The organism is Pseudomonas spartinae (assembly GCF_965197125.1).
GTDB classification, from domain to species: domain Bacteria; phylum Pseudomonadota; class Gammaproteobacteria; order Pseudomonadales; family Pseudomonadaceae; genus Aquipseudomonas; species Aquipseudomonas composti_A.
The window spans coordinates 48,206-74,251 of sequence record NZ_CBDAMB010000007.1; the positions used below are offsets into that span (position 1 = coordinate 48,206).

The 26,046-nt window shown below is 65.1% G+C and carries 24 protein-coding genes and 1 riboswitch; of the genes, 9 read left to right on the forward strand and 15 right to left on the reverse strand.

Features of this window, described 5'->3' with window-relative positions; translation table 11 throughout:
• Positions 1–19: 19 nt before the first annotated feature.
• Both ACN8M7_RS16005 and leuS read right to left on the reverse strand, forming a co-directional pair.
• Entirely contained in the window at positions 20–631 is a 612-nt protein-coding gene (locus ACN8M7_RS16005; RefSeq protein WP_490261408.1) for an LPS-assembly lipoprotein LptE, read from the reverse strand.
• Between the two features lie 54 nt (positions 632–685).
• Positions 686–3,298 (reverse strand): leucine--tRNA ligase, encoded by a 2,613-nt coding sequence (gene leuS / locus ACN8M7_RS16010; RefSeq protein ID WP_490261409.1) that lies wholly within the window; start codon positions 3,296–3,298, stop codon positions 686–688.
• Between the two features lie 177 nt (positions 3,299–3,475).
• On the opposite strand from leuS, the gene ACN8M7_RS16015 reads away from it, so the two are divergent.
• Both ACN8M7_RS16015 and ACN8M7_RS16020 read left to right on the forward strand, forming a co-directional pair.
• Positions 3,476–3,904 carry a hypothetical protein gene (locus ACN8M7_RS16015; RefSeq protein ID WP_490261410.1) on the forward strand — a complete coding sequence of 143 codons (429 nt, stop codon included), beginning with the start codon at positions 3,476–3,478 and terminating at the stop codon, positions 3,902–3,904.
• A 24-nt stretch (positions 3,905–3,928) separates the two neighbouring features.
• On the forward strand, positions 3,929–4,705 hold the full coding sequence (locus ACN8M7_RS16020) for a YdcF family protein (RefSeq protein WP_490261411.1): 777 nt from the start codon (positions 3,929–3,931) through the stop codon (positions 4,703–4,705).
• Between the two features lie 103 nt (positions 4,706–4,808).
• Here the strand turns inward: ACN8M7_RS16020 and lnt are convergent, their stop codons facing one another.
• From lnt to ACN8M7_RS16050, 6 genes are all read right to left on the reverse strand, one after another.
• Positions 4,809–6,332 carry an apolipoprotein N-acyltransferase gene (gene lnt, locus ACN8M7_RS16025; RefSeq protein ID WP_490261412.1) on the reverse strand — a complete coding sequence of 508 codons (1,524 nt, stop codon included), beginning with the start codon at positions 6,330–6,332 and terminating at the stop codon, positions 4,809–4,811.
• A gap of 114 nt (positions 6,333–6,446) precedes the next feature.
• Positions 6,447–7,286, reverse strand: coding sequence for a CorC family transporter (locus ACN8M7_RS16030; RefSeq protein WP_061240845.1), 840 nt, complete (start codon positions 7,284–7,286; stop codon positions 6,447–6,449).
• A 6-nt stretch (positions 7,287–7,292) separates the two neighbouring features.
• Entirely contained in the window at positions 7,293–7,772 is a 480-nt protein-coding gene (ybeY, locus tag ACN8M7_RS16035; RefSeq protein ID WP_061240846.1) for an rRNA maturation RNase YbeY, read from the reverse strand.
• Complete coding sequence (locus ACN8M7_RS16040) at positions 7,765–8,757, reverse strand: PhoH family protein (protein ID WP_061241599.1); 993 nt, start codon at positions 8,755–8,757, stop codon at positions 7,765–7,767. Before ACN8M7_RS16040 ends, ybeY begins: the two co-directional genes overlap by 8 nt.
• 86 nt (positions 8,758–8,843) lie before the next feature.
• Positions 8,844–10,187 carry a tRNA (N6-isopentenyl adenosine(37)-C2)-methylthiotransferase MiaB gene (gene miaB / locus ACN8M7_RS16045; protein ID WP_490261413.1) on the reverse strand — a complete coding sequence of 448 codons (1,344 nt, stop codon included), beginning with the start codon at positions 10,185–10,187 and terminating at the stop codon, positions 8,844–8,846.
• A 67-nt stretch (positions 10,188–10,254) separates the two neighbouring features.
• The gene (locus ACN8M7_RS16050) at positions 10,255–11,052 is read right to left on the reverse strand and encodes a hypothetical protein (RefSeq protein ID WP_490261414.1); all 798 of its coding nucleotides are present in this window, start codon (positions 11,050–11,052) and stop codon (positions 10,255–10,257) included.
• Between the two features lie 110 nt (positions 11,053–11,162).
• Here ACN8M7_RS16050 and ACN8M7_RS16055 point away from each other — a divergent pair, with 110 nt between their 5' ends.
• A complete protein-coding gene (locus tag ACN8M7_RS16055; RefSeq protein WP_013717157.1) occupies positions 11,163–11,486 on the forward strand; it encodes a DUF1820 family protein in 324 nt (107 codons plus the stop codon).
• 38 nt (positions 11,487–11,524) lie between these two features.
• Here the strand turns inward: ACN8M7_RS16055 and ACN8M7_RS16060 are convergent, their stop codons facing one another.
• The 5 genes from ACN8M7_RS16060 to ACN8M7_RS16080 all read right to left on the reverse strand — a co-directional run bounded on the left by ACN8M7_RS16060 (position 11,525) and on the right by ACN8M7_RS16080 (position 15,623).
• Entirely contained in the window at positions 11,525–12,073 is a 549-nt protein-coding gene (locus ACN8M7_RS16060) for a tetratricopeptide repeat protein (RefSeq protein ID WP_061240848.1), read from the reverse strand.
• Positions 12,074–12,260: 187 nt separating this feature from the next.
• Positions 12,261–12,893 (reverse strand): DUF6962 family protein, encoded by a 633-nt coding sequence (locus ACN8M7_RS16065; RefSeq protein ID WP_490261415.1) that lies wholly within the window; start codon positions 12,891–12,893, stop codon positions 12,261–12,263.
• On the reverse strand, positions 12,893–14,182 hold the full coding sequence (hemL, locus tag ACN8M7_RS16070; protein WP_490261416.1) for a glutamate-1-semialdehyde 2,1-aminomutase: 1,290 nt from the start codon (positions 14,180–14,182) through the stop codon (positions 12,893–12,895). Before hemL ends, ACN8M7_RS16065 begins: the two co-directional genes overlap by 1 nt.
• Positions 14,183–14,205: 23 nt before the next feature.
• A complete protein-coding gene (gene thiE / locus ACN8M7_RS16075) occupies positions 14,206–14,829 on the reverse strand; it encodes a thiamine phosphate synthase (RefSeq protein WP_490261417.1) in 624 nt (207 codons plus the stop codon).
• Positions 14,826–15,623 carry a hydroxymethylpyrimidine/phosphomethylpyrimidine kinase gene (locus ACN8M7_RS16080; protein ID WP_490261418.1) on the reverse strand — a complete coding sequence of 266 codons (798 nt, stop codon included), beginning with the start codon at positions 15,621–15,623 and terminating at the stop codon, positions 14,826–14,828. Before ACN8M7_RS16080 ends, thiE begins: the two co-directional genes overlap by 4 nt.
• Before the next feature lie 388 nt (positions 15,624–16,011).
• On the opposite strand from ACN8M7_RS16080, the gene ACN8M7_RS16085 reads away from it, so the two are divergent.
• The 4 genes from ACN8M7_RS16085 to ACN8M7_RS16100 all read left to right on the forward strand — a co-directional run bounded on the left by ACN8M7_RS16085 (position 16,012) and on the right by ACN8M7_RS16100 (position 21,814).
• Entirely contained in the window at positions 16,012–18,420 is a 2,409-nt protein-coding gene (locus ACN8M7_RS16085) for a hybrid sensor histidine kinase/response regulator (protein WP_490261419.1), read from the forward strand.
• A gap of 118 nt (positions 18,421–18,538) precedes the next feature.
• On the forward strand, positions 18,539–19,180 hold the full coding sequence (locus ACN8M7_RS16090) for a TetR/AcrR family transcriptional regulator (RefSeq protein ID WP_061240853.1): 642 nt from the start codon (positions 18,539–18,541) through the stop codon (positions 19,178–19,180).
• The gene (locus ACN8M7_RS16095; protein ID WP_061240854.1) at positions 19,177–20,826 is read left to right on the forward strand and encodes an acyl-CoA dehydrogenase family protein; all 1,650 of its coding nucleotides are present in this window, start codon (positions 19,177–19,179) and stop codon (positions 20,824–20,826) included. Before ACN8M7_RS16090 ends, ACN8M7_RS16095 begins: the two co-directional genes overlap by 4 nt.
• 52 nt (positions 20,827–20,878) lie before the next feature.
• Positions 20,879–21,081, forward strand: a riboswitch (cobalamin riboswitch).
• A 52-nt stretch (positions 21,082–21,133) separates the two neighbouring features.
• Positions 21,134–21,814 carry an energy-coupling factor ABC transporter permease gene (locus ACN8M7_RS16100; protein ID WP_490261420.1) on the forward strand — a complete coding sequence of 227 codons (681 nt, stop codon included), beginning with the start codon at positions 21,134–21,136 and terminating at the stop codon, positions 21,812–21,814.
• Positions 21,815–21,823: 9 nt separating this feature from the next.
• Here the strand turns inward: ACN8M7_RS16100 and ACN8M7_RS16105 are convergent, their stop codons facing one another.
• Positions 21,824–22,552: a hypothetical protein gene (locus ACN8M7_RS16105; RefSeq protein ID WP_490261421.1), complete on the reverse strand. Its 729-nt coding sequence runs from the start codon at positions 22,550–22,552 to the stop codon at positions 21,824–21,826.
• Between the two features lie 67 nt (positions 22,553–22,619).
• Between ACN8M7_RS16105 and amn the strand changes: the two genes are divergently transcribed.
• Together amn and ACN8M7_RS16115 are read left to right on the forward strand one after the other, a co-directional pair.
• Positions 22,620–24,152, forward strand: a complete 1,533-nt coding sequence (amn, locus tag ACN8M7_RS16110) for an AMP nucleosidase (protein ID WP_490261422.1) — start codon at positions 22,620–22,622, stop codon at positions 24,150–24,152.
• Positions 24,153–24,261: 109 nt separating this feature from the next.
• Positions 24,262–25,071 carry a hypothetical protein gene (locus ACN8M7_RS16115; RefSeq protein WP_490261423.1) on the forward strand — a complete coding sequence of 270 codons (810 nt, stop codon included), beginning with the start codon at positions 24,262–24,264 and terminating at the stop codon, positions 25,069–25,071.
• 2 nt (positions 25,072–25,073) lie between these two features.
• On the opposite strand, the gene ACN8M7_RS16120 is transcribed toward ACN8M7_RS16115, so the two are convergent.
• Complete coding sequence (locus tag ACN8M7_RS16120; protein WP_490261424.1) at positions 25,074–26,045, reverse strand: threonine dehydratase; 972 nt, start codon at positions 26,043–26,045, stop codon at positions 25,074–25,076.
• Position 26,046: the final 1 nt, after the last annotated feature.

Sequence of the window (26,046 nt, forward strand, 5' to 3'; positions counted from 1 at the left end):
CGCAGCGGCCCTGGTGCCGTTACTGGACCGGCAGTTCGATCGGCGACTGCTGCGGGGCGACCTGGCTTTCGCGAGCACGACGCGCTGCTTCCAGGGCTTCGGCTTCTGCCTTGGCGCGGGCTTCGGCGGTCTGCTGCAGTTGGTCCAGTTGCTCTGGCGTAACTTGCTGCAGGTTCTGCACGAGTTGCTGGATCATTTCACGGCGCAGCTCGCCGCGCAGTTGAGTCGCTTCCTGGTCGGAGCCGGCCAGGTTGTTATCGTCCTGCTGGTAGTAGTTCTGCACTTCCACCTTGTTACCGGTCAGCAGCAGGTTCTTCGCGCCGCGGATCTCGTAGTCCAGCTCCATGGTCAGTTCGTACTCGGCGGTACGTGCGCCGCTGCTGTAGCTGGCACTGCGACGATTCTCGGTTTCGCGGGTGATCACCAGCTTGTAGGGCGCACCGGCGTAAACGCGAACATCGTTGTTTTCCAGAACGTCACGCACTTGCTGCACGGTGTTGCCATAGGCGTCGCGCGCACTGACATCGAGTTCCTTCAGGGCGAACTGCACATCGCCGGTGCCGCGCAGCTGAAAACCGCACGCGCTGAGCAGGCCAGCCAGGCCGATGACCAGCAGATTCCGTTTCATCATTCTCATATCCCCTTGGCGGATCACGACGCCACACATGTGTGGCGCCGAGCTTAATCAGTTGGCGACTATGTTGACCAGCTTGCCTGGCACCACGATGACCTTGCGAATGCTCAGGCCTTCGGTGAAGCGCAGCACGTTCTCGTTGGCACGGGCGGCGGCTTCGACCTCTTCGCGGGAAGCGGATGCCGGAACCTCGATCTGCCCGCGCAGCTTGCCGTTGACCTGTACCACCAGGGTCAGGCTGTCCTGCACCAGGGCGGACTCGTCGACCTGCGGCCATTGCGCATCGATCACCGCATCGGCGTGACCGAGGCGTTGCCACAGTTCGTGGCTGATGTGCGGGGTGATCGGCGCCAGCAGCAGGGTAACGACTTGCAGGCCTTCGTGCACCAGTGCGCGATCCTGTTCGGTCGCGGTGGCAGCCTTTTCCAGCACGTTCATCAGCGTCATCACCTGGGCGACGGCGGTGTTGAACTTGTGGTGCTGGCCGATATCGTTGCTGGCCTGCTTGATCGCCAGGTGAATGGCGCGGCGCACGGCTTTCTGCTCGTCGGACAGCGCGGTGGCATCCAGCTGGCCCGGCAGGCCGGCGGCGACATGGCTGTGGGCCAGACGCCAGACGCGGCGCAGGAAGCGGTTGGCGCCTTCGACGCCGGCATCCGACCATTCGCAGCTCTGATCGGGCGGCGAGGCGAACATCATGAACAGGCGGCAGGTGTCGGCGCCGTAGGCATCGATCATGTCCTGCGGGTCGACGCCGTTGTTCTTCGACTTGGACATCTTCTCGGTGCCGCCGATTTCCACGGCCAAGCCGTCGCTCTTGAGCTTGGCGCCGATGACCTTGGCCTTGGCATCACGTTCGACTTCGACGTCGGCCGGGTTGAACCAGTCCTTGCCGCCGTTTTCCAGGGTGCGGTAGTAGGTCTCGGCGACCACCATGCCCTGGGTCAGCAGGTTCTTGAACGGCTCGTTGGAGGACACCAGGCCCTCGTCGCGCATCAGCTTGTGGAAGAAGCGCGCGTACAGCAGGTGCAGGATGGCGTGCTCGATGCCGCCGATGTACTGATCGACTGGCAGCCAGTGGTTGGCCGCAGCCGGGTCGACCATGCCCTTGTCGTAGTTCGGGCTGGCATAGCGGGCGAAATACCAGGACGACTCGACGAAGGTGTCCATGGTGTCGGTTTCGCGCTTGGCCGGGGCGCCGCATTTCGGGCAGCTGCATTCGTAGAATTCGGGCATCTTGGCCAGCGGCGAGCCGGCGCCGTCCGGCACCACGTCTTCGGGCAGTACCACCGGCAGTTGGTCTTCCGGCACCGGCACGTCGCCGCAGCTATCGCAGTGGATGATCGGGATCGGGCAGCCCCAGTAGCGCTGGCGGCTGATGCCCCAGTCGCGCAGGCGGAACTGGGTCTTGCGGGTGCCGTGCGCGCTGGCTTCCAGGTCGCCGACGATGGCGTCGAAAGCGGTGCTGAAGTCCAGACCGTCGTACTTGCCGGAATTGATGGTGGTCAGGCCGGCCTTGTCGCCGTACCAGTCCTGCCAGGTGCTGGCGTCGTAGTCCTTGCCTTCGCCGGTGTAGACCTGCTTGATCGGCAGGTCGTACTTGCCCGCGAATTCGAAGTCGCGCTCGTCATGCGCCGGTACGGCCATCACCGCGCCTTCGCCGTAGCCCCACAGCACGTAGTTGGCGACGAATACCGGCAGCTTGTCGCCGGTCAGCGGATGAGTGACGAACTGGCCGGTGGCCAGGCCTTTCTTCTCCATGGTGGCCATGTCGGCCTCGGCCACGGAGCCGGCCTTGCACTCGGCGATGAAGGCGGCGATGGCCGGGTTGCCCTCGGCAGCGCGCTGGGCCAGCGGGTGCTCGGCGGCCACGGCGACGTAGGTGGCACCCATCAAGGTGTCAGGGCGGGTCGAGTAAACCTTCAGTTGGCCGTCGATGCCGATGCTGGCGACGTCGTAGTCGAAGACGATGTCGGCACCGAAACTCTTGCCGATCCAGTTGCGCTGCATGGTCTTGACCTGCTCGGGCCAGCCATCGAGCTCATCCAGGCTGCTCAGCAGCTCTTCGGCGTAAGCGGTGATCTTGAAGTAGTACATCGGGATTTCACGCTTCTCGATCAGCGCGCCCGAACGCCAGCCACGGCCGTCGATGACCTGCTCGTTGGCCAGTACGGTCTGGTCCACCGGGTCCCAGTTGACGGTGCCGTTCTTGCGGTAGATCACGCCCTTCTCGAACAGGCGGGTGAACAGCCACTGTTCCCAGCGGTAGTAATCCGGCTTGCAGGTGGTGACTTCACGCGTCCAGTCGATGGCCAGGCCCAGCGATTTGAGCTGGGACTTCATGTAGGCGATGTTCTCGTAGGTCCACTTGGCCGGCGCCACCTGGTTCTTCATCGCGGCGTTTTCCGCCGGCATGCCGAAGGCGTCCCAGCCCATCGGCTGCAGCACGTTTTTGCCCTGCATGCGCTGGTAGCGCGCGATCACGTCACCGATGGTGTAGTTGCGCACATGCCCCATGTGTAGCTTGCCGCTGGGGTAGGGGAACATCGACAGGCAGTAGAAGGTGTCCTTGCCGGGCTGTTCGCTGACGACGAAGGATTTTTGCGCGTCCCAGTGGGACTGCGCGGCGGCTTCTATTTCACGGGGCGAGTACTGTTCGTGCATGGCTCTGGCGCTGAAGGAATGGGGCTTGCGGAAAACGTCGTAGCATACATGAGCGCCGTCTGCCGAGGGAAACCCGATTGTGCTGTCCCCGCCGTTTGTCGCGGCGCCAGGCTGCCGGCAGGGCCTTCGCTAAGCTTTATTCAAGGCCCGCAGTCGTCGGGGCTCGCGAGGTGTTAGATGGTCGATGCTCGGCAGGCGGAACGGGGTGGTGGTCTTTACGAACGACTGCTGCAAAGGCTTGCCTTGGCGCTGGAGGAAGCCGACACCGCCAACCGCCTGCATGCCGAGCCGCTGCGCGAGCTGGAGCTCGATGGATTGAGCCCGGCGGAACTGGAGCTGATCCGCGCCTATCTCAATCGCGACCTGCACTGGCTGCGCGGTTGGCACTCAGCGGCCGAGGAGTTGGCGTTGATCCAGCGCCAGCCACTGCGTAGCGCCAAGGCCGTCGGCGGCAAATCGATGGCCAGGGTCAAGCCGTTGATGAAGCGCCGTCAGGCGCTTTGTTGTGCGCTTTGTGGCACCGCAGTGAACTGGCATCGCGGGCAGGATGCACAGGCCTGTCAGGCCTGTGGTTCGAAGTTGTTTCGTAGCGGTAAACCTCGTTAGGCTTGGGCGCCCCGGAGGTGCCTGATGCCGATTCGCTACATCCTCAAACAATTGCTGATGCCGCCAGGCGTTCTGCTCCTGCTGATTTTGCTGGGTTGGTGGCTGCGCCGCCGCTTTCCGCGAGTGGCGGTTACGTGCTTTGCCGTCGGTTTCGCTGGGCTGTGGCTGATGAGCCTGCCGGCGGTGATGCAATGGAGCGCCGCCTGGCTCGAGCGTGAGCCGGTACTGGAGCAGACGCAGTGGCCGACGCTGGCGCAGCGTGCCGATGCCATCGTGATTCTCGGCGCCGGGCGCGAGCAGAACGATCCGGGTTGGGGTGGAACCGATCAGCCGGGGCTGATGGCCTTGGAGCGGCTGCGCTACGCCGCTCGTCTGGCGCGTGCGTCTGGCCTGCCCCTGGCAGCCACTGGTGGCCTGCATTACGGCCAGCCGCCCAGCGAAGCTGCACTGATGGCCGATGCCATGCAGCGCGACTATGGCTTGGATATTCGCTGGCTGGAGGAGGAAAGCCGCACCACCTGGGAGAACGCCGTGCTCAGTGCGCGGTTGTTGCAGCCGCAGGGCGTGCGGCGCGTGGTGCTGGTCACCCAGGCCTGGCATATGCCGCGGGCGCGCTGGTGTTTCGAGCAGGCCGGTTTCGAGGTGATCAGCGCGCCGATGGGCTATCTCAGTGCCGGCTACAGCCGGCCCCTGGGCGGTTGGCTGCCCGAGTCACGGGTGATCTGGCAGAGCAGTCAGTTGCTCAATGAGGTCATTGGCCTGCTGAGCTATCCGCTGATATATGGCGGTGATCGAGGCTGAACCTTCGCGTAGGAGCGGAGTGCCGCCCAGCCGCTCCTGCGATGCTGTGGCTTGGCGGCTCGATCGCGCCTCAAGGCCTGTTCGGTGTCTTGCTCCGCTGCTCCTATACCGTCTTGGCCATGCGGCTGGCCAGCAGCGCCCAGCCCAGCAGTAGGGCGCAGAGTATCGCCAGCGGCCAGATGCGCCACTGCAGATAGGGCGTCAGCCCCTGCATGGGCAGGACCTCACCGTACAGCACGCCGCGTTCGAACTGTGGCAGGCTGAACTGGATGCGCCCCTGTGGGTCGATCACCACGGTCATGCCGTTGTTGGTGGCGCGGATCATCCAGCGCCCTGCTTCCAGTGCACGCATCTGCGCCATCTGCAGGTGCTGCAGCGGGCCGATGGAGGTGCCGAACCAGGCGTCGTTGCTCACGGTCAGGAGGATATCGCTATCCGCCGCCAGCGCTGCCGCGAACTCCGGATAGACCACTTCGTAGCAGATGAACGGCGCGATGCGATGTCCCTTGGCCAGTAGCGGCTGTTGGTCGGCCGGGCCGCGGGCGAAGTCGGACATGGGCAGGTCGAAGAAGGCGATCAAGCCGCGCAGCAGGTCCTGCAGGGGCACGTACTCGCCGAATGGCACCAGCTTCTGCTTGAGGTAGGTGCCCTGGCCCTCGCCGAAGCTGGTGATGGCGTTGTAGTAACGAATTTCCCCGTGCTCGTTGGACTGGCGCACGGGCACGCCTGTGATCAGCGCGCTGTTGCGGTCACGGGCGAAGCGGTCCATCACGCCGATATAGCCCTGGGCCATGTCCTTGAGCACCGGGATCGCCGTTTCCGGCCAGACCAGAATGTCGACCGGCTTGGCGCTGAAGCTGAGATCGCGATAAAGCGCGAGCTGCGCGTTGAGCTGGGCCGGATCCCATTTCATGCTCTGCTCGACGTTGCCCTGCACGGCGGCGACGCTGAGGCTGTTGCCCGATGGTCGCGTCCAGTTGTGATCCTTCAGGGCCAGGCCAGCGAGCCAGGGGCTCAGCAGCAGGAGCAGGGCGCAGACGTAACGCGGCTTTTGCGGGCGCAGGCGCTCCAGATTGACGATCAGCGCTGCCGACAGGGCAATGACGAAGGACGCCAGCCAGACCCCGCCAACCGGCACCAGACCGCTCAGCGGGCCGTCGAGCTGGCTGTAGCCGGCATACAGCCAGGGGAAGCCGGTGAGGAACCAGCCGCGAAACACTTCCTGAGCGACCCACAGCGCGGCGAACGCCAGGGCATCGGCCAGCGGCGCTTCGCTGCGACGTAGCCAGCGTGCCCAGAGGGCGGCGGTCAGGGCGAAGAGCAGGCCCAGGCCTGCGACGAAGCCCAGGGTGAGAGCACCCGCCAATGCGGGGGAGGCGGCGCCGTAGTCGTGGATGCTGACATACACCCAGCTGGTGCCAGAGGCGAACAGGCCGAAGCCATAGCTCCAGCCGCGTAGCGCTGCCTGGCCGGGGCGCAGATGGCGCAGGCCGAAATAGAACAGGGCAATGGACAGCACGGCCAATGGCCAGAGATCGAACGGGGCGAGCGCCAGGGTGGTCAGTGCGCCTGCGCCGCAGGCGAGCAGGTGGCCGGGCCAGCCCGGACGAGTGATCCATTGCAGCATGGGTTGATCCTTGGAATCAGGGTGGCGCAAGGGTAGGGGCAGGCAGTGGCAGGCGGCAAGTCGTAGCCGGATGCAAGCCGGGGAGGCGCGCTCGCCATCCCCGGATACCAGCCGTCAGCGGCTGACCGGGGTCAGGCGCAGCAGGTGGATGCGGCGGCTGTCGGCATTGAGCACGCGGAAGCGGAACTCGCCGATCTCGGTGACTTCGTTGCGCTTGGGCAGGTGGCCGAAGGCGTTCATCACCAGACCGCCGACGGTGTCGTACTCGTCGTCGGAGAACTCGCTGTCGAAGGTCTCGTTGAAGCTGTCGATGGGCGTCAGCGCCTTGATCAGGTAGTCGCCGGAGGGCAGCGGCTTGATGTAGCCGTCCTCCTCGACATCGTGCTCGTCCTCGATGTCGCCGACGATCTGTTCGAGCACGTCTTCGATGGTCACCAGGCCGGCAACGCCGCCGTATTCGTCGATGACCACGGCCATGTGGTTGTGGTTGGCGCGAAACTCGCGCAGCAGCACGTTGAGGCGCTTGGATTCGGGCACGAAAGTGGCCGGGCGCAGCAGATCCTTGATGTTGAAGTTGGGCTGTTCGCCCTGCAGGATCAGCGGCAGCAGATCCTTGGCCAGGAGAATGCCGATGACGTCGTCGAGGCTCTCGCCGACCACCGGGTAACGCGAGTGCGCAGCGTCGATGATGGCGGGCAGGAATTCGCGGGGCGTCTGGGTGGCCTTGATGCTGATCATCTGCGAGCGCGGGACCATGATGTCGCGAACCTGCAGGTCGGCGACCTGAATGGCGCCTTCGACAATGGCCAGCGCTTCGCTGTCGAGCAGTTTGTTCTGGTGGGCTTCGCGCAGGACTTCCAGCAGTTCCTGGCGGTTCCTTGGTTCATGAGCAAAAGCCTGGGTCAGCTTGTTGAACCAGGACTTCTGCTCGTTGCTCGATCGGTCTTCGCTCATGGCGTTTTACTCGGGGTCCTTATCAATAGGAGATTCGTCGTCCGCATAAGGGTCGGGGTGACCCAGTTCGGCGAGCAATTGTCGTTCCAGTTCTTCCATCTCGAGGGCTTCGTCTTCCTCGATATGGTCATAACCCAGCAGGTGCAGGCAGCCGTGGATCACCAGGTGGGCCCAGTGCGCGTGCAGGGCCTTGCCTTGCTCGGCCGCCTCGCGCTCGACCACCGGCACGCAGATCACCAGATCGCCTAGCAGCGGGATGTCGAGAATTCCATCGGGAATCTCGGCGGGGAAGGACAGGACGTTGGTGGCGTAGTCCTTGTGCCGCCAGGTGTGGTTCAGCTCGCGGCCTTCGGCCTCGTCGACCAGGCGAATGGTCAGCTCCGAATCGGCGGTGCGCTGGCGCAGGGCCAGTTCGCACCAGCGGCGCAGTTGCGCCTCGTCCGGGTGCTGGCCGTCGCTGGCCAGTTGCAGATCCAGTTCAAGCATCGTGGCTGTCGCCCTTGCCGTTCAGGCGTGCGTCGTGGCGCTCGTAGGCTTCGACGATGCGCTGCACCAATGGGTGGCGCACCACGTCCTTGGGCTTGAAGTGGGTGAAGCTGATGCCAGGCACGTCACGCAGTACCTCGATGACGTGGGCCAGGCCGCTCTTGGTGCCGCGCGGCAGGTCGACCTGGGTGATGTCGCCGGTGATCACGGCGGTGGAGCCGAAACCGATACGGGTGAGGAACATCTTCATCTGCTCGACGGTGGTGTTCTGACTCTCGTCGAGAATGATGAAGCTGTTGTTAAGCGTGCGCCCGCGCATGTAGGCCAGCGGCGCAATCTCGATGACTTGCTTCTCGATCAGCTTGGCCACGTACTCGAAGCCAAGCATCTCGTACAGCGCGTCGTACAGCGGGCGCAGGTAGGGGTCGATCTTCTGTGCCAGGTCGCCGGGCAGGAAACCGAGCTTCTCGCCGGCCTCCACCGCCGGGCGCACCAGCAGGATGCGGCGCACCTGCTCGCGCTCCAGCGCGTCCACCGCGCAGGCCACGGCCAGGTAGGTCTTGCCGGTACCGGCCGGGCCGATGCCGAAGTTGATGTCATTGTCGAGGATCGCCTTGACATAGCGCTGCTGGTTGGCGCCGCGAGGCTTGATCACGCCCTTCTTGGTGCGCAGGGTCACCTGAGGCAGGTTGCTCGGGTTGACCAGCTCTTCGACACCGGACTCCTGCAGATACAGGTGCACCAGATCGGGCGACAGCTCGGTGGCTTTGGTTTCGCGGTACAGCTTGCGCAGCAGGGTTTCGGCGGCCTGGGTCTTGTCGGCGCCGCCAAGCAGCTCGAACTGGTTGCCACGGTTGCGGATTTCCAGGCCGAGGCGCTCTTCGATCAGGCGCAGATGCTCGTCGAACTGGCCGCAGAGGTTGGCGAAACGGCGGGCCTCGAAAGGTTCGAGGGTGAAGCGATGAGGTTCTAGAGAGGCGTTCAAGGTGATGGTGTGATCGTCACTTGTCTGGGGGTTGAAAGGCAGCATAACGCCGGGCGCCCACAACGCAAGTGGGGGCGCCCGCTACATTAGTGGAGGGTGCCGATATCCAGCAGAGTGCCGCGCAGCGAATGCGGCAGGGCATCGTCGATGTGCACGTCGACGAACTGGCCGATCAGGCGCGGGTTGTCGCAACGGAAGTTGACGATGCGGTTCTGCTCGGTACGGCCCTGGAGCATGCCCGGGTCCTTCTTCGAATAGTCGCTGACCAGGATGCGCTGAACCGTGCCGACCATGCGTCGGCTGTTCTCGAAGCCGTTCTGGCTGATGCGGTGCTGCAGCATGGCCAGGCGCTGCTTCTTCACTTCGTCCGGGGTGTCGTCGACCAGGTCGGCAGCCGGCGTGCCCGGGCGCGAGCTGTAGATGAAGGAGAAGGAAAAGTCGAAACCGACGTCCTCGATCAGCTTCATGGTCTGCTCGAAGTCCTTCTCGGTCTCGCCAGGGAAGCCGACGATGAAGTCCGAGCTGATCAGGATGTCCGGCACCGCCGCGCGCAGCTTGCGGATGCGCGACTTGTACTCCAGCGCGGTGTGGTTGCGCTTCATCGCCGCAAGGATGCGATCCGAGCCGGATTGCACCGGCAGGTGCAGGTATTTCACCAGCTGCGGAATCTCGGCATGGGCCGCGATGATCGCGTCGGAGAACTCCAGCGGGTGGCTGGTGGTGTAGCGGATACGCTCCACACCATCGAGGGCTGCCACGGCATGCAGCAGCTCGGCGAAGTCGGCGATATGGCCGTCCGGCGCTTCGCCACGGTAGCCGTTGACGTTCTGCCCGAGCAGGGTGATTTCCTTCACGCCCTTCTCGGTCAGGGAGGTGATTTCCATCAGCACGTCGATCAGCGGGCGGCTGACTTCCTCGCCTCGGGTGTAGGGCACCACGCAGAAGGTGCAGTACTTGCTGCAGCCTTCCATAACCGAGACGAAGGCGCTGGGGCCGTCGACGCGCGGCTCGGGCAGGCGGTCGAACTTCTCGATCTCGGGGAAGCTGATGTCCACCTGGGCGGTCTTGGTGGTGCGCGCCGCGTCGATCATTTCCGGCAGGCGGTGCAGGGTCTGCGGGCCGAACACCACGTCGACGTAGGGTGCGCGGTCGCGAATCGCCGCGCCTTCCTGGCTGGCCACGCAGCCGCCGACGCCGATCACCAGATCCGGGTTGGCCTGCTTCAGCTCGCGCCAGCGGCCGAGCTGGGAGAACACCTTGTCCTGCGCCTTCTCGCGGATCGAGCAGGTATTGAGCAGGATCACGTCTGCTTCTTCGGGTTTTTCCGTGACCTCCAGGGCCTGATGCTCGCCCAGCAGGTCGACCATGCGCGAGCTGTCGTACTCGTTCATCTGGCAACCGTGGGTTTCGATATAGAGCTTCTTGGTCATGGCACTGTCTGAGGTGGTTAAAAAATGACCGCGCATTATAGGCGTGTGCCAAGGGCGATGCCACCGCTCAGCGCGTGCGCGAAAAATCTCGTTCGGGTATCAGTTCGTTGTCCTGCAACAGATAGAGAGTGTCGATCAGGTCGTAGGCGCTGCCGCCATAGCAGTCGCGCCCTTCACCGGCCAGGCGCAGGCGGTATTGACCGTCATTCTCTGCCACGCGCAATTCCTTGATACTGCAGCAGCGCGACGTATCGACGAGCGGGCTATCGATATCGGTCTTTACGGAGCGAATCTGGCGGATAGGTTTTCCCTGTTGCCATTGCTCAAGCCGAGGGCAGTTTGCCGCTTCTGCGCCAGGAATGAGCGCCAGGCAACCGCCTGCAGCGGTGGCAACGCTGGCCAGTGCGCCGCTTACGGGGTATGGGCAAGGCGTTGATGCATAAGCGCCAAGCCGTGCCTCATGAGCCGCGGTGCATAACCGCTGGTTGGTTTCCAGAGCGTGCTGCAGTCGGCCCGCGTCCTCCAGATTCTGCTGGATGATGTTCTGGGAACTGGCCGGGTTGTCGATCAGTGGTGCGAGCAGGGCGAGGCAGTCCTGTTCGCGGCCGGCCTTGAGGTAGGTGAAAGACAGATCGCTGCGCAGCCAATACCAATTGGCATCCAGGGTCTCGGGATTGCAGGAATCCTGACGCTGTTTGACCTGCTCCAGGCGATCAATCGCACTCTCGTAATCGCCCCTGGATACCAGGGCGTCGACCAGTGGGCGGCGCAGCGCCTCTGTCGAACAATCCTTTTCTGTGGCGTACGCGGGCAGTGCCAGGGCGACGCTGAGCAGCAAGGCGTATGAAATACGATGGTGTGGCATGGGGCTCATCCTTGATCGTCGTTGCATGTTATTCCAGTTGCGGGTGCGCGGTGTCGTTCGGCTGTGCTGTGCTATCCTGCGCGCCCCGTTTTTCCTGACTTCGAGTCTTCATGAGCAAGCGCGATCCCATCTACAAGGTGATTTTCCTCAACCAGGGCCAGGTGTACGAGATGTATGCCAAACAGATCTATCAGAGCGATCTGTGGGGCTTTCTGGAGGTGGAGGAATTCGTCTTCGGCGAGCGCAGCCAGCTGGTGGTCGACCCCAGCGAGGAGAAGCTCAAGGCGCAGTTCGAAGGTGTGGTGCGCAGCTTCGTGCCGATGCACGCGATCATCCGTATCGACGAGGTGGAGCGTTTGGGCACGGCGAAGATCAGCGAAGCCAAGGGCGGCGGCAACGTGATGCCGTTCCCCATGCCGATGCCGGACAAGTAAGCCCGGAGCCCTAGGGTGCGCCGCGCGCGCCCGCGTTTTTAGGGCAGCGGCGAGAAGGGGGAGCGGCCTTCGGCGGTCTGTAGTTCCAGCAGGTAGCTGCGGAAGATCTGTCCCAGCACCTGGCTGGCGATTTCCAGTTCGTCGCGACGCATCTGTGCCGATACCAGGTCGGCACTGTCCATGGCTTCGTCCGAGCCATTGACCGACGCCATCTTCAGCACGATGTAAGCCTGCACATTGTTGGCCGGTACGCCTTCGCCCCGGAAGAACATGGTGCCCAGGCGCAGTTGCGCTTCGGCGTGCCCTTGCAGCGAGGCGCGTTCGAACCAGGTCAGGGCCTGCTTGAGGTCGCGCGGGGTACGCTTGCCGTCGTAGTAGTACTCACCCAGCTCATAGGCCGCCTGCATGCTGCCGGCGCGCGCCATTTCCTGGCAACTGGCCAGGGCGTCGGGCATCTCTTCGGGGGAGGCGTTCAGGGCACAGCTGCCGCTGGCCGGGATCAGCAGGGAGTTGCCGCCTGCGAACGCAAACAGCGGGAGGAAAAGCAACAGGCAGCCCAGGGACAGGGTGCGGCCGGTGCGGTTCATCTGGATAACGGGACCTCGGCAGTTCAGGGCGGGTGACGTGCCCGGCCGGCGCAAGGTGTGCCGGCCGTCGCATTATGGAATAAACCGGGGGCTTGTTACAAAGGCTTTACCGGGCTGTTTTTTGGCTTCCTGCTTCGCTCTGCCGCCTGCATCCATGCAGTCGTCGCCGACGTTTTTCAGCGGTCTGTTAACCGGGCTGTCGCTTTGCGCTTGCCGGCAGGCTCAGCAGCAGCCAGGCCAGCAGCGGGTAGGCCGGTGCCAGCAGCAGATGGAACAGGTCGACGCGGCGCAGCGGCCCGATCATGCCCTCGCTGCCAACTGCCAGGCCAGCCAGCAGAAACAGGCCCGCCGCCACGGCAGCGATGATCGCAGGTGCACGGCGTGGCCATTGCACGGCGCCGGCATAGAGGATCAGTACCAGCGTGGCCAGGTTCAGCGCCAGGCGGTAGTCCTCCAGATAACCCAGTTGACGGAACAGCTCGAAGAACGCGCACAGTCCGAGCAGGATGCGCCCCCAGTTCGGTCGGCTCCAGGCCCAGCCGCGGCCCAGCGCCAGGGCGGCGGCGCCGAGCAGGGGCAGGCCGAGAAAACTGCTGGCTTGCGTGAGCCACAGATGTGCGGGCTGCCAGCTTGGGTCGAAACCGTAGCGAATCACGCCGACGCTAGCGGCCGCTGCTGGCAGCAGAAAACCGAGCAGGGCGCAGAACAGTGCTGGCTGATCGCCCTCGCCGTAGCGCCCGCGTGCCCGGCCGATCAGCCAGGCGCAGGCGGCGCACGCCAGTGCCAGCAAGGCATCGGTGAAGGCGGTGCTGTATTGCATCAGGCTTTTTTCAGCTCGGCGAAAGCGCGCTCGGCAGCGGCGAAGGTGATTTCCAGCTCCTTGTCGCCGTGGGCGATGGAGGTGAAACCGGCCTCGAAGGCGCTCGGCGCCAGGTACACGCCGCCATTGAGCATCAGGTGGAAGAAGCGGTTGAAGCGCGCGCTGTCGCTGGCCATCACATCGGCGAAGGTGACGATGTCGTCGGCACCGCTGAAGTACAGGCCGAACATGGCCCCGGCTTGCGTGGTGACGAAGGGAACGCCGGCCGCATCGGCACGCTCCTGCAGGCCCGCGAGCATGCGCGAGGTGTAGTCGCTGAGCTCGGTGTGGAAGCCCGGGCGGCTGATCAGCTTGAGGGTGGTCAGGCCGGCGGCCATGGCCAGCGGGTTACCTGACAGGGTGCCGGCCTGGTAGACCGGGCCGAGCGGGGCGATGCATTCCATGATCGCGCGCTTGCCGCCGAAGCAGCCCACCGGCATGCCGCCGCCGATGATCTTGCCGAAGGTGGTCAGGTCCGGAGTGACGCCGTAGTGCGCCTGGGCGCCACCGAGGGCGACGCGGAAACCGGTCATCACTTCGTCGAAGATCAGCACCACGCCATGCTTGTCGCACTGCTCGCGCAGGCCTTCGAGGAAGCCCGGCGCTGGCGGTACGCAGTTCATGTTGCCGGCCACTGGCTCGACGATGATGCAGGCGACTTCCTGGCCGACCTGGGCCAGGCACTCGGCCACGGCGGCGATGTCGTTGAACGGCAGGGTCAGGGTGTGCTTGGCGAAGGCCGCCGGCACGCCCGCGGAGTTCGGCACGCCCTGGGTCAGCAGACCGGAGCCGGCCTTGACCAGCAGGCTGTCGGAGTGACCGTGGTAGCAGCCTTCGAACTTGATGATGCTGTCGCGGCCGGTATAGCCACGGGCCAGGCGGATGGCGCTCATGGTCGCCTCGGTGCCGGAGCTGACCATGCGCACCATTTCCATCGACGGCACCAGGCCGCAGACCAGCTCGGCCATTTCGGTTTCCAGAGCGGTCGGCGCGCCGTAGGACAGGCCGTGTTCCAGCTGGCGGCGCACCGAATCGAGTACGTCCGGGTGGCTGTGGCCGAGGATCATCGGGCCCCAGGAGCCGACGTAGTCGACGTAACGCTTGTCGTCTTCGTCGACGACATAGGCGCCAGCGGCGTGCTTGAAGAACAGCGGGGTGCCGCCGACGCTGCGGAAGGCGCGCACCGGCGAGTTGACGCCGCCGGGGATGTGTTTCTGGGCGTTGGCGAAGAGGATCTCGGAGCGGGACATGACGGGTTCTCTCTGCAAAAGGGTCAATCGAACAGCGCGGCGAAGGCGCGGGCGCGGTCTTCTACCTCGAGGGCGGAGTCCGCAGCGAACAGGGCGTGGATCACGGCGACCATGCTGGCGCCGCGGGCGATGAGGCCTGGCGCGGTGCCTAAGGTCACACCGCCGATGGCGACGATGGGCTGGGCAAAACGCGCGCGCGCTTCATCCAGCAGCTCCACGGTGGCAGCCGGGGCGCCAGGTTTGGTGTTGGAGTTGAAGAAGCGGCCGAAGGCGATATAGCTGGCGCCTTCGGCGACTGCACGTTCGGCCAGCTCCAGCTGGGCATGGCAGGTGCCGCCGATCACCGTATCGGCACCGAGGCGGGCACGGGCGGCGGCTAGCGAGCCGTCGCTTTGCCCCAGGTGCAGGCCAACGCCCAGGCGTGCGGCCAGCTCCAGGTCGTCGTTGATGATCAGCGTGGCGCCGTGGCGTTGGCACAGCTCGGCCAGGGCCTGGGCTTCATCGAAGCGGCGTGCGGCGTCGGTGGATTTGTCGCGGTATTGCAACAGGCGCGCGCCACCGCTCAGCGCCGCTTCGGCGTAGGGCAGCAGCTTGCCGCCGGCCAGCAGCGGGGTGTCGGTGATGGCGTAGAGGCCGCGCAGGCTCATTGGCCGTAATCCAACGGCAGGCGGCGCGGCACGTACTGGCCGTGGCCGGGTTGCTCGGCGTCACGCAAGGTGCACCAGGTGTAATCGAGGGCGCTCTTCACTGCACTGACCAGTTCCTGTCCGAGGGCCAGGCGACCGGCCAGAGTGCTGGCCAGGGTGCAACCGGAGCCATGGTAGCTACCGGGCAGGCGCGCGCAGGTGAAGGTGTGACGGCTGCCGTCGCGGCAGTACAGGCGGTTGTGCACTTCGGCTTCGTCACCGTGGCCGCCAGTGATCAGCAGGTGCTCGATAAACGGCAGCAGCTTGTCGGCGCATTCGTCGGCGCTGCCTTGCGGCAACTCGGCGAGGATACGTGCTTCCGGCAGGTTCGGTGTGGCGATGGTGGATGCGGCGAACAGGCGCTCGCGCATGGCATAGCCGACGTCTTCCTTGCCCAGCGAGCCGCCGCCGCCAGCGCGCAGCACCGGGTCGCAGACCAGTGGGACGCCGGGTAGCTGGCTCATCACCTCAAGCACGGTGTCGACCATCTCCACCGAGCCAAGCATGCCCAGCTTGACGGCTGCGACGGGCATATCGGCGATCACGGCGCGGGCCTGGGCCAGTACCCAGTCACGGTCGAGTACGCGGAAATCGCTGACGTTGACGGTATCCTGCACGGTCAGGGCGGTCACCGTCGGGGCGGCGTGGCAGCCTTGGGCCAGCAGGGCTTCGATGTCGGCCTGCAAACCGGCACCACCGCTCGGGTCGTGGCCGGACATGCAGAGCACTACGGGGCGGAAGTTTGGCGTTTTCATGGTGCGCGAGCTTATCACTAACCGCCTGTCGGTCGCTGCATGCCATGGCGCTGGGCAGCCGTTGTGATTGTCGCAGGCATCGAAGCTGGCCAGTCTGGGAATGGCATCATTCCGGGCCACCACCTCGGGTTGCATCGAACGAGCGCTGTGCTCCATGCCGGAGCGCGCGCCTCGGTGCCTTCGAGCTGAAGCCGTGGCGGGGTGTCTGCCTGGCCGTACCTGGCTGCGACTATGGTCTACACACTGCTGAAACTGCCGCCTGAATCTGGAAAAGCGTCCCAACAGTCCCTAGAGTAGAGCGATTCGAATATAAGTCTGCCGTGCGTGACGGCGCCATCCGATGGGCTAATGGGGGCCTGGGCGTCGTTCGACAGGGTTTTGGAGTCGTATGTACCGGCTGCTCCTGCTCATCCTGAGCCTCGTTCTTCCCTCGCTTGTGGGCGCCGTTACCTTCGACGAACAGACGCGTGCGCTGCCGCTGGGACAGAGCATGTACGTGTTCGAGGACGTGCGTGGCGACGCCAGCATCGACGATATCGCCTCGCCGGCCGTGCAAGGCAGCTTCCGTCTGCATGACAAGCCGGTGCTCAATGCCGGCTATTCGCGCTCGGTATTCTGGCTGCGCCTGGACCTGCATTACCTGCCTCACAAGGCGCGGGGCGCGCGCAACTGGTTGCTGGAACTGGCCTATCCGCCGCTCGATCACCTGGAACTGTATCTGCCGGATGAGACGGGCGGCTTCGCCCTGGCTCAACGCACTGGCGATGCGTTGCCGTTCGACAGCCGGCAGATCCGCCAGAACAACTACCTCTTCGAGTTGAGCCTCGAGCCTAACCAGGAAAAACGCATCTACCTGCGCCTGGAGAGCCAGGGCTCGATCCAGGCGCCGCTGACCCTCTGGGCACCCAATGCCTTTCTGGAAGAGCAGCCGGGGCGCATCTACGTGCTCGGTATCATCTACGGCGTGTTGCTGGTGATGCTGTTCTATAACCTGTTCATCTTTCTCAGCGTCCGCGACACCAGTTACCTCTATTACATTCTCTATATCGCCTCGTTCGGCCTCTATCAGATCTCGGTCAACGGTGCCGGCATCGAGTATTTCTGGCCCGACAACCCCTGGTGGGCCAACGCCGCGACTCCTTTCCTGATCGGTTCGGCGGCGCTGTTCGGCTGTCAGTTCGCGCGCAGCTTCCTGCACACCTCGGAGCACAGTCCCTGGGTCGACCGCCTGTTGCTGCTGCTGATGGCTTGTGGCGCCGGGGTCATGATCCTGGCGCTGTGCCTCAGTTACGCGACGGCGCTGCGCCTGGCGACCTACCTGGCCCTGCTGTTCACCGTGGTGATCTTCGCCGCCGGCATCCTCGCCTGGCTGCGCGGCATGCGTGTGGCGCGCTACTTCATCTTCGCCTGGAGCGCCTTTCTCATCGGTGGCATCGTCAACACCCTGATGGTGCTGGGCTATCTGCCCAACGTCTTTTTCACCATGTATGCCAGCCAGATCGGTTCGGCGCTGGAAGTGGGCCTGCTGTCGCTGGCACTGGCCGATCGCATCAACGCAATGAAGGAAGAGCGCACGCGCATCCTGCAGGAAGCCGGCCGCAAGCTCGAAGCGTTGAACCAGGAACTGGCCGACAGCAACCGGTTCAAGGACGAGTTCCTCGCCACCGTCACCCACGAGTTGCGCACGCCGATGAATGGCGTGATCGGCTCGCTGGAGCTGATGCAGACGGTGAAGATGGACATCGAGCTGGAGCAGTACCAGAAGACCGCGGCGGCGTCCGCACGCGACATGATGCGCATGGTCAACGACATCCTCGCCCTGACCGAACTGCAGGCCGGCAAGCTCTACCCGCGGCGTGAGGCGTTCAGCCTGCGCGGGTTGTTCGACGGCCTGCGCGCCCAGTACGCGCCGCGTGCGGAAGAGAAGGGGCTGACCTTCACCCTGGAACTGGATGACCACCTGCCCGATACCCTGGAGGGCGACGCGGCCAAACTGGCTCAGGCCCTGGGTTACTTGCTGGACAACGCCATCAAGTTCACCAGCGACGGTGGCGTGGTTCTGCAGGTCGGCCGTGCCGGCAGCGTGGGCAGCAGTCTGCCGCTGAGCGTGGTGGTCAGCGACAGCGGGATCGGTTTCACCCATGAGGGCGACCTGTATCAGCGTTTCCATCAGCTCGACGGCTCCATGACCCGCAAGTACGGCGGCCTCGGCATCGGCCTGGCGATTTGTCGACAGCTGGTCGACCTGCTCGGCGGCAGCCTCAGTCACGAGTCACAGCCTGGCGTCGGTAGCCGCTTTCGCCTCAACGTGCCGCTGACCCTGCCGGAGCAGCAGGCGGCGCCGGCTGCGCGTCCGCCGCGCGCACCGACTGGCACGGTGCAGCGCCAGGCGCAGCAGTGCACGGTGCTGATCGTCGAGGACAACGCGATCAACCAGCTGGTGACCCGTGGCATGTTGCTCAAGCTCGGCTACCGGGTGCGCACCGCCGACAACGGTGCCGAGGCGCTGGAGCTGCTGCGCGGCGAAACCGTCGACGCCGTGCTGCTGGACTGCCAGATGCCGGTGATGGACGGCTTCGCCACCTGCCGGGCGATCCGTGCGCTGCCTGGTTGCGTCGAGTTACCGGTGCTGGCGATCACGGCGCATAGCCACAGCGGCGACCGTGAGCGCTGCCTGGCCGCAGGCATGAGCGATTACCTGGCCAAACCGGTGAAGTTCGAGGAGCTGCGCATCCTCCTGCATGAATGGGTGCTGTGCCATGCCGCTACGGTTTCCGGCGGTTCCGCGCCGGCCTGAGCGGCGGCCTGCTCCAGCTCGTCTGCTTCCCGATTCAGCGGCAGGTTTGGCCGGATAGCCTCTTTAGCCATGGTCTGAATCCTGATTCACTGCATACATGTGAATCAGGATTCAGACCATGGCTTATCGCATCACTGAAGCTCGACTCGACCGCGATCATGCGCAGCGCCAGCGCATCCTCGATTGTGCCTTGCTGCGGGTGGCCGCGGGTGGTTTCGCCGCCCTGACCATGCAGGCACTGGCCGATGATGTCGGTATCGCCACCGGCAGTCTGTACCGGCACTTTCGCAGCAAGGGCGAACTGGCCGCCGAAGTCTTCGCCGCTGCCAGCCAGCGAGAGGTCAACGCCCTGGCTGCCGCCTTTCGTGGTCCGGGGCGTGCCAGCGAGCGCCTGCGCATCGGTCTGGAACAGTTCGCCGCCCGCGCCTGGCACAGCCGCCGCCTGGCCTTCGCGCTGATCGCCGAGCCGGTCGATCCGGAGGTCGACGAGCAGCGCCTGCTCTATCGCGAAGCCTACGCCGAGCTGTTCATCGATTTGCTGGAGGAGGGCGCCGCTGCCGGCGAGTTTCGCCTCGAGCAGATCGGTCTTACGGCGGCCTGCCTGGTCGGTGCGATTGCCGAGGCGCTGGTCGGCCCCCTGTCGCCACCTGCCCGCGCCGCTCGCGAAGCGGGTAGGCCCACCCTGGAGCTGGCGCAGGTCAGCGCCAGCCTTGCCACCTTCTGCCTGCGCGCCGTCGGCGCCGAGGAGCTCACGCGATGAACCACAGCCTGAATGCCGAAACCCACGAGGTGTTCAACCAGGTGCCGAGCCTGGACGGTGCCAACCTGTATCGCCTCGACCTGCCCTTGCAGGAGTGGACTCGTCGTTACGACGGCGGCTGGGCCTACGAGCGCCTGAGCGCCTATGGCGCGCTGACCGGCGGCGCCCTGATGCAGGCCGGCTTTCTCGCCAACGAGAACAAGCCGGTGTTCAAGAGCCATGATCGTTACGGCAATCGCATTGACCTGGTGGAGTTTCACCCGGCCTATCACGAGCTGATGCGCACGGCGGTCGAGCATGGCTTGCCGTCGCTGCCCTGGACCGATCCGCGCGCCGGTGCGCATGTCGCCCGCGCCGGCCTGACCTACCTGCACAGCCAGGCCGAGGCGGCCAGCGGCTGCCCGCTGACCATGACCTTCGCTGCGGTGCCAGCCATTCGCTTGCAGCCCAACGTGGCCGAGCAATGGCTGCCGAAGATCCTCTCCACCGAGTACGACCCGCGCAACCTGCCGATGGAGCAGAAGGCCGGCGTCACCATCGGCATGGCCATGACCGAGAAGCAGGGCGGCACCGACGTGCGCGCCAACACCACCCGCGCCTATCCCATCGGCTTGGGCGGGCCGGGGCAGGGCTACGAACTGGTCGGCCACAAGTGGTTCTGCTCGGCGCCGATGTGCGACGCCTTCCTCACCCTGGCCCACACCGACAGGGGCCTGTCGTGCTTCCTGTTGCCGCGTCACCGCCCGGACGGCACGCGCAACCAGTTCTACATCCAGCGTCTGAAGAACAAACTGGGCAACTGGGCCAATGCCTCCAGCGAGGTGGAATACCGTGGCGCCTTCGCCTGGATGCTCGGCGAGGAAGGGCGTGGCGTGCCGACCATCATCGAGATGGTGGCCATGACCCGCTTCGACTGCATGGTCGGCTCCAGCAGCCTGATGCGCCAGGCACTGACCCAGGCCGCGCACCACTGCGCGCATCGCCTGGTGGGCGGCAAGCTGCTCGCCGACCAGCCGCTGATGCAGAACGTGCTGGCCGACCTGGCGCTGGAGAGCGAGGCCGCGCTGGCGCTGTGCATGCGCATGGGCCGTGCGCTCGACCACGCGCATGACGCGCAGGAAGACAAGTTCGCTCGCCTGGTCACCGCCGTGGGCAAGTACTGGATCTGCAAGCGCGCCCCGGAAATGATCTATGAGGCCAGCGAGTGCATGGGCGGCGCCGGTTACGTCGAAGAAACCATCCTGCCGCGTCTGTATCGCGAAGCGCCGGTCAACTCGATCTGGGAAGGTTCGGGCAACGTGCAGTGTCTGGACGTGCTGCGCGCGCTGTCCAAGGAGCCGGGCGTGCTCGACGCGCTGTTCGCCGAACTGGGTGATGGCCACGGCGATGCTCGCCTGAAGGCGCATATCCAGCGCTTGCAGGCCGATTTTGCCGACACCGCCGACATCCAGTACCGCGCTCGCCAACTCACCGAAGACATGGCCGTGGCGCTGCAGGCCAAGCTGCTGCTGGAGGCGGGCAACAGCGTGGTGAGCGATGCCTTTATCGCCAGCCGCCTGGAAGGGCGTGGCCGGGTCTACGGCACCTTGCCGCGTGGTGTCGACGTCGAGGCGCTGTTGGCGCGCAGTGCGCCCCACCTGGCCTGAGCGAGTGCCGAGGGCGGATTGCCTGGCGCGCTGTTTTTTAGCCGGGCAGGCGAGTAATCTTGCGGCCGATGGTTCTGCGTGCACGCCTGTGACGCGGATGAAAAGGGAACAGGGTGCGGCGAATCTCGCCAATGCCCTGGCTGCCCCCGCAACTGTAAGCGGCGAACGATGCCCTCATGCCACTGACTTCGGTCGGGAAGGCGGGCGAAGTGCCAAGCCGTGAGCCAGGAGACCTGCCATCGACAACGGGCGTTTTGCCTACCCTTCATCCGAATCGTCGCGCGGTGGGCGCGGCAAAGGAACTCGCATGCATATCGAACCGGGCGTCGTCGAAGGCGCCAAGATCCTGCTCAGCTACGCAACGGCCGTCACCGCTTTCGGCCTGACCGCCAAACTCGCCCTGGACAGCGTCCGCAACAATGGCGGCGTCGCCGCCCTGGCGCTGCGCAGTCTGCTGACCACCGCTCTGGTGTTCTGCTTCTTCGAGGTGTTTCCGCATCATGCGGTGGGCGTTTCCGAGGTACACCTGATCCTCGGCTCCACGCTGCTGCTGCTGTTCGGCGCCGGTGCCACGGCCATCGGCCTGGCCGCGGGGCTGTTGCTGCAGGGCTTGCTGTTCGCCCAGTTCGACCTGCCGCAGTACGGCATGAACGTCACCACGCTGTTGATCCCGCTGTGGGGCATCAGCCTGCTGGCCAAACGCATCGTCGCGCCGGGCACCGCCTACGTCGATCTTTCCTACAAGCAGGCGCTGGCGCTGTCGACTGCCTATCAGGGCGGCATCGTTGCCTGGGTCGCGTTCTGGGCCTTCTACGGTCACGGTTTCTCCAGCGAGAACCTGGCGGCAGTGGGCAGCTTTGGTCTGGCCTACATGAGCGTGATCCTGATCGAGCCACTGGTCGACCTGGGCGTGCTGGCCGCTGCCAAGGCCATGTCGCGTTTCAGCCAGGGGCCGCTGTTCAACGTGCGCCTGCACCAGGCGGCCTGACCCCGCCGCTCAGCGGCGGCGCTGCCAGATCATCTTGCCGGTATTGCTCTCGGTGACCAGGTACTGGTCACTGAAGCGGTAGTAGGCGGCGGGTTGATAGTCGGCGGCGCCTGCCAGGCGCACCATCAGCATGCCGTCCTGGCTGCGCCAGTGGCCGCTGTACTGCACTTCGCCCGGGCTGTCGTAGCTCCAGTCGCTGCCGCCGCCAGCAGAGCGGCTCCACTGGGTGACGCTGCCGTCGGCGTTCAGCTGCAGGGTCATCAGGGTGTTGAACGAGGCAAAGTTGGCACCGCCGCTGTTGATGATCTTCTCGTGCACCCAGGTGCCGACCAGCGCCGGGTCCTGCGCGCCGGCAGCGGACGGCGTCGCCGCCGTTGCTGCGGCTTCGCGTTTGAACAGCGCCTGGCGTTCCAGCACCTCGCCGTTGCGAGGGTTGCGTGCGGCAATACTGGTATTGAGCATGGCATTGGCGTAGGTGGCGTTCATGTTGGCCAGCAGCAGGCCGGACTGGGGATCGCTGATCTCGGCACGCAACACCTGGCCGTCGTAACGCCCCCTGAGGTTCAGGCGCAGGGTGCGATTCTCCACGTACTGCCCTTCGACCTGTTCGCCCTGCTGGCGCAGGATCAGCTCGGTAGGCTGGCCATCGAGGGTGGCCCGGTAATGCCCATCGAGGTCTCCGGACCAGGCGCTGACGCATGAGGCGCTGGCCAACAGCAGAACGATTGCACGACGCATGAAGATGACCTCTGACAGTTTGATCCAAGACTAGTCGCTGCTAGTGAGGGGCGAGGGTTGTCGCGCTATGTTTTCCTCTCCGTATGCAGGCAAGATAGGCGCGTACGTTCAGTCAGGAATATGCACAGTGAAAGCCTGCTCAGATGATTTCATCATTGCCCACACCCCCGAAGAGGCAGTCGACCGCCTTGCCGCCCTGCACCAGGAAGCCACCGGTGCGTTGAGCCAGGCGCTCAAGCGTTACCTCAAGGAGCGTATCCGCCCGGATGCCAGCGAGCATTGCCTGTTCCGTTATCCCGAACTGCGCCTGACCTACCTGTGCCAGGGCGAGGTGCCGACCACCGTGCGCGCCTACGCCAAGGTGCAGATTCCGGGTACCTACGCGATCACCGTGACCCAGCCGGCAGCGTTTCGCAAATACCTGCTCGAGCAACTGCGCCCGCTGATGAGTGACTTCACCCTGCGTGTCGAGGTCGGTCGCAGCCAGCAGAACATTCCCTATCCCTACGTGGTCGAGGGCGGCGATGAACTGGCCGGCAGTGGCGTAACCGCCGCCGAACTGGCGCGGGTATTCCCCAGCACCGACCTGTCCGCCGCCACCGACGGTACCGCTGACGGCCTTTACGACTGGGAGAACATCGACCCGCTGCCGCTGGCGCTGTTCGACGCCGCGCGCACCGATTTTTCCCTCAAGCGCATCCAGCACTACACCGGCAGCGACTGGCATCACGTGCAGCCGTGGATCCTGCTGACCAACTACCACCGCTACGTTGACCAGTTCATTCGTCATGGTCTGGACATGCTGGTGGGCAACTCGCGCTTCACCCGCATGGTGCTGCCGGGCAACGTGGTGGTCGAGCGGGGCATGGCCGAAGGCGAGATGCAGGCCATCATCGAGAACGTGGTCTGGCACCGTTACCAGATGCCGGCCTACCACCTGCAGGCCGAGGACGGTCACGGCATCACCCTGGTCAATATCGGCGTCGGTCCGTCCAACGCCAAGAACATCACCGACCACCTGGCCGTGCTGCGTCCGCACTGCTGGCTGATGATCGGCCACTGCGGCGGCCTGCGTCAGTCGCAGACCATCGGCGACTACGTGCTGGCCCACGCCTACATGCGCCGTGACGGCATCCTTGACCGCGTGCTGCCACCGAACATTCCATTACCGGCGCTGGCCGAAGTGCAGCAAGCGCTGCAGGAGGCCGCCAAGCTGGTCACCGGCGAGCAGGGCGACGAGCTGAAGAAGCGCCTGCGCACCGGCACCGTGCTGACCTACGACGACCGCAACTGGGAGCTGCGCTGGGCCCAGGAGCGACCGCTGATCAACCTGTCGCGTGCGGTGGCGGTGGACATGGAGAGCGGCACCATCGCCGCCCAGGGCTATCGTCTGCGGGTGCCCTACGGCACGCTGCTGTGCGTGTCGGACAAGCCCCTGCACAGCGAGATCAAGCTGCCGGGCGCGGCCGGCGCCTTCTACGAGCGCGCTGTGACCCAGCACCTGCACATCGGCATCGCGGCGCTGGAGCTGATGCGCAGCCAGCTGAATTCGTTGCATTCGCGCAAGTTGCGCAGCTTCGACGAGCCGCCGTTTCGCTAGGGGGATGATCTGACGGCGTGGCCTGGCGCACAGTCCGGCCACGTCTGTGCGGCGTTCGTTCACGCTCGGGTTTAAACTCGCGCCGTCATGGACGAACGAGGCGATACGCATGGAACAGGCACGCTTGCTGCTCACGGCGTTGTGGGAACCCTTCAGCTTTTTCAGTCTTTTCCTCTACACCGGCCTGGCCCTCACGCTGGGTGCTGCGCTCGGCCTGCTGCTGGCCTTCAAGCTGCAGCGCCTGGGCTGTCTGGCGCGTAACAAGCGCTGGCACCACTGGCTGCTCAAACTCTACTTTCTGCTGCTGCCCCTGGCCGGAGGTTTTCTCGGTTTTCAGGGTGGGCTGCTGTACGGCAGCCAGCAGCAGATCAATCGCCATCTCGACAGCTATGCACCGGTGGTGCAGGAACTGGCCGATGGCATCTGGAGCGACTTCCAGGCTTACGTCGAGGCGCAGGGCCAGCAGGGCGCCCTGGCGGTGCGCGATGCCAGCGTGCAGGAGGTGCTCAACCAGCTGGCGCTGGACTACCTGCGCAGCGAGCGGCTAATGGAGGCCGAGGCGCGTGCCGAGGCCTCTACCGCCGAGCGCATTGCCTTCGACCTGTTCGACCGACTGCGCGCCAGCCTGCTGGGCAAGGCGCTGGGTGAGATGGCGGTGGAGAAAACCGCGCGCTACAGCGGGCTCAACGAGAAGGTGCTGACGCAGGTGCTGGATGCGCGTATCGAACAGCTCTTCCACGCCGAGTTCCTCTTGGGTCTGCTCAAGCGGCAGATCGGCCATGTATTCAAACCCTTCTATATCGCGCTGCTGATCCAGCTCGGCCTGCTGCTGAGCGTGATCGCGGCAGAGTGGGGCCTGTCGCGCTGGTTGCGGCAGATGCCCGCTCGCCTGCCTGCCGAGCCCCTTGCCATGGCCTGAGTTCAGGCGGCCGCCGGTGCCGCGTCGCTCAGCAGTTCGGCCAGCGCTGCGCGGTCGATATTGGCGCCGCTGAGCACCACGGCCACGCGCTGGCCGGCGTTGAGCTCGCGCTCCTGCAGCAGGGCGGCCAGCGCCGCTGCACCGGCGCCCTCGGCAAGATTGTGGCTGTCCTCGTGATAGCTGCGAATGGCGGCGCGGATCTCCTCGTCATCGACGCGCACGATGCGCGCGGCGCCAGCGCGGATCACGTCCAGCGCCAGTTGCTGCGGCTGGCGGCAGGCCATGCCGTCGGCCAGGGTGATGGCGCGTTCGGTTTCGATCAGGCGGCCCTGCTCGAAACTCTGTGCGTAGGCATCGGCACCGCTGGCGACCACGCCGACGATCTCGGTATCGAGGCCAAGCAGGTCACGGGTGCGGATCATCCCGCAGATGCCTGAGCCGAGGCCGATGGGCACGTACACCCGGTGCAGATTCGGCACCGCCTCCAGCAGTTCCAGGGCATAGGTGGCGACGCCGCGCACCAGATCTTCATGCAGGGATGGCACCCAGTGCAGGCCGTCACGGTCGGCCAGGCGCGCGGCCTCGGTGCGGGCTTCGTCGAAATCGCGACCATGTTCGATCACCTCGGCGCCGAGGGCGCGCATCGCCGCGTTCTTCTCGCGGGCGTTGCCATGTGGCACCAGAATACGGATCGCCAGCCCAGCCTGGCGCGCAGCCAGCGCCAGGCTCTGGCCGTGGTTGCCACGGGTGGCGGTGACCAGGCCGCGCACCTGTGGCTCGCGGCGTAGCAGGGCGTCGATATAGACCAGCCCGCCACGCACCTTGAAGGCGGCGGTGGGCGCGTGGTTCTCGTGCTTGACCCACAGCTCGCACCCCGTGCGCTCACTCAGCAGCGGCCAGTTCAGCTGCGGCGTGGGTGCCATATGGCGGTGAACCAGTTGTGCGCTCTGGCGCAGTTGGGCGAGGTCGAACATG